2 protein-coding genes and 2 pseudogenes are annotated in these 2,644 nt (G+C 31.9%); all 4 read left to right on the top strand.

The annotated features are described in order from the left end of the window. Positions 1-63: 63 nt before the first annotated feature. Positions 64-216, top strand: a pseudogene (locus tag ACJQQZ_RS12660) (hypothetical protein); the annotation flags it as partial. Between the two features lie 45 nt (positions 217-261). Continuing rightward, positions 262-459, top strand: a pseudogene (locus ACJQQZ_RS12655) (DUF1542 domain-containing protein); the annotation flags it as partial. A 120-nt stretch (positions 460-579) separates the two neighbouring features. Continuing rightward, positions 580-828 carry a DUF1542 domain-containing protein gene (locus ACJQQZ_RS12650; RefSeq protein ID WP_486387908.1) on the top strand — a complete coding sequence of 83 codons (249 nt, stop codon included), beginning with the start codon at positions 580-582 and terminating at the stop codon, positions 826-828. Next, complete coding sequence (locus ACJQQZ_RS04320; protein WP_408023080.1) at positions 815-2,623, top strand: DUF1542 domain-containing protein; 1,809 nt, start codon at positions 815-817, stop codon at positions 2,621-2,623. The genes ACJQQZ_RS12650 and ACJQQZ_RS04320 overlap by 14 nt, the downstream gene beginning before the upstream one ends. Positions 2,624-2,644: the final 21 nt, after the last annotated feature.

The raw sequence follows: 2,644 nt of genomic DNA, 5'->3' as shown, positions 1-2,644 counted from the left end.
CAAGCTGATGATTTAGATACCCTTAATAACATCATTAATAATCAAATTGATTTAGATGATGTGATGAAAGCATTGAAAGATATTGTAAATAATGATGTTCCAAATAGTGAAAATAGTATTAATTACCAAAATGCAGATGATGATACTAAAGCGAACTTCACTCAAGCTAAAGATCAAGCCATAAAATTATTAAAAGGTACTGATGATGAAGTTGGAGATACAAACGATATCCAAGGTGCAATTCAAGCACTTAAAGATGCTATGAATCAACTGAATGGCGATGCTAGATTACAAGATGCTAAAAACAAAGCAATTCAATCTATCAATAAAGCATTAGCAGATAAATTAAATGATATTGATAATGCAAATGCGACTGAGCAAGATAAGATAGATGCTAAAAATAAAGCCGAAGCAATGGCTAATCAAACAATCAATAATATTAATAAAGCAACAACGAATCAAGCAGTTGATAATGTTGAAAATATTGGTAGTCAAGCTATTGATCAAATTCATGCTAATGAAATACCGAAAGCTCAAAATGATGCTAAGCAAGATATTAATCGACAAAGTCAAGAATTATTGGATGCAATCGACCATAATCCAGATCTATCTAATGCAGAAAAAGAAGCATTAAAAGATCAAATTCGTCAATTACAACAACAAGCGAATGTTAATATTACAGGTGCTACAACTAAAGAACAAATTCAAAATGCCAAAGATCAATTCAATAATGCATTAAATCAACTTAAAGATTTAATTCAGTCTAAAGTAGATGCTAAACAAGCGATAAAAGATATCGCTAACGCAAAACGCGATGAAATTAATTAATAGCAATCCAAATCTTACAGATGATCAGAAAGCAAAAGCATTAAAAGAAATCGATGATTTTGAAAATAAAGCATTGATTAATATCGAAAATGCAAGAACAAAAGATGACATTTCAAATGCATTAACTAAAGCCATTGATCAAATTCAAAATGCACCTATTTGGGAAGTAGATCAACAACCAGTCACACATGAATTACCAAAAGCATCAGCTCAACAGGTATTAGTTAATGGTGAAATTATTGCCCAACGTGACGAAGTGATAACTGACGAAGATGTGCTTAAACATATCAACTTAAGTGATCAAATTACAGCTAAAGTATTAGACACACCTAATACGACAAACATCTCTGATGATTTAGAGGCACGCGTTGAAATCACTCTAGCTAATGGATCAAAAGTGATTGTTCATGTGCCAGTTAAAGTAATTGAACAAGCGTTAATAGTAGCTAAAAATCAAGCCATTAAAGATATAGAAGGTCTAGCCCAAAATAAAATTAACGATATTAATAACAACACTACTTTAACAAAAGCACAAAAAGATGCTGCGATTGCTGAAGTGAATAAATTAAAACAACAAGCCATTGACAATATCAATAAAGCAACGAATCAAGAGGACGTTGATCATGCTAAACAAAGTGGTCAAGACCAAATTTACCACTTTAACCCTAATACATTTACAATTGATCAAGCGAAAGTTAAAGCACAAAAATCGATTGAAGACGCAATCAAACAAAAAATAGATGAAATTAACGCTAGAAAAGATCTATCTGATAAAGAAAAACAAGATGCAATCAAACAACTTAATAAGTTGAAAGACAATGCTATCCAAGCAATTAACAAAGCAACATCTTTATCTGAAATCAATAAGCAAAAAGATCAATATCAAGTAACAATTAACCAATTCAAACCTGTTGCTAACGACTTAGCGAAACATAAGAACAATGCCATTTCATCTATTCATCAAGTTGCTCATCAAAAATCTAGAAGTATCCAAAATAGTCCTTTTGGAACACGTAGCCAAAAACAAGATGCATTAAATAAAATCTATGATATCTTAAACAATACAATTAGAAATATAGATAATGCCCAATCACATCAAGCTGTTGATCAAGCGTTAAATGAAGGTATCCCACGTATTCTATCTGTTGAAATAGTAGGATGGAATTCAAATAATCCGACTCAGTCAACACATACTCGTCCAAACTTGTCAGATTTAACAAGCGCACTTAACATTAACCAATTAGAAACATTTATGGGTACTAACGGCAATGCGACAGACAGTCTAAAAGATCTTGTAACAAATGAACACGCGAAGAAAGACACTGACGAACCAAATGACGACTTCAAACACCATAAAAATTCAAATGGATTCGTAGATTTATTAAAAAATACACTTGGATTTGTAGGTATTTCAAGTTTATTAGCGGGATTCTGGTTCATATTAGCGAAACGTCGTAAAAAAGAAGAGGAAGATGAAACCGTAGATCTTCATTCACAAGAAACTAAGAAGAACAAACACCTAATCGATGACGTCGACCACACACCATTGTTAGTAGCTAAAAAGAAAAAGAACAATGAAGAAGAAAGCAATAAGAAAGTAACTGAATCATCTAAAAAGAAACACATACTAAAGGGAGATGATTCACACGTTGCACCACTGATTGCTAAAAAGAAAAGAGAAAGCAAAGAGACATCAACGAATACAAAAGGAAAAGCACCAACTAAAAATAAAAAAGTCGTCGCTTCCAAAAAGAAGAAAAAGAAATCTAAAAAATCTTCTAAACGTAAAAAGTAATCGTTCCTCAAAATAAAGGAG

The organism is Staphylococcus sp. KUGN1, from assembly GCF_045984185.1.
Lineage (GTDB): Bacteria > Bacillota > Bacilli > Staphylococcales > Staphylococcaceae > Staphylococcus > Staphylococcus warneri_A.
This window is presented reverse-complemented; position numbering and strand designations above follow the sequence as displayed.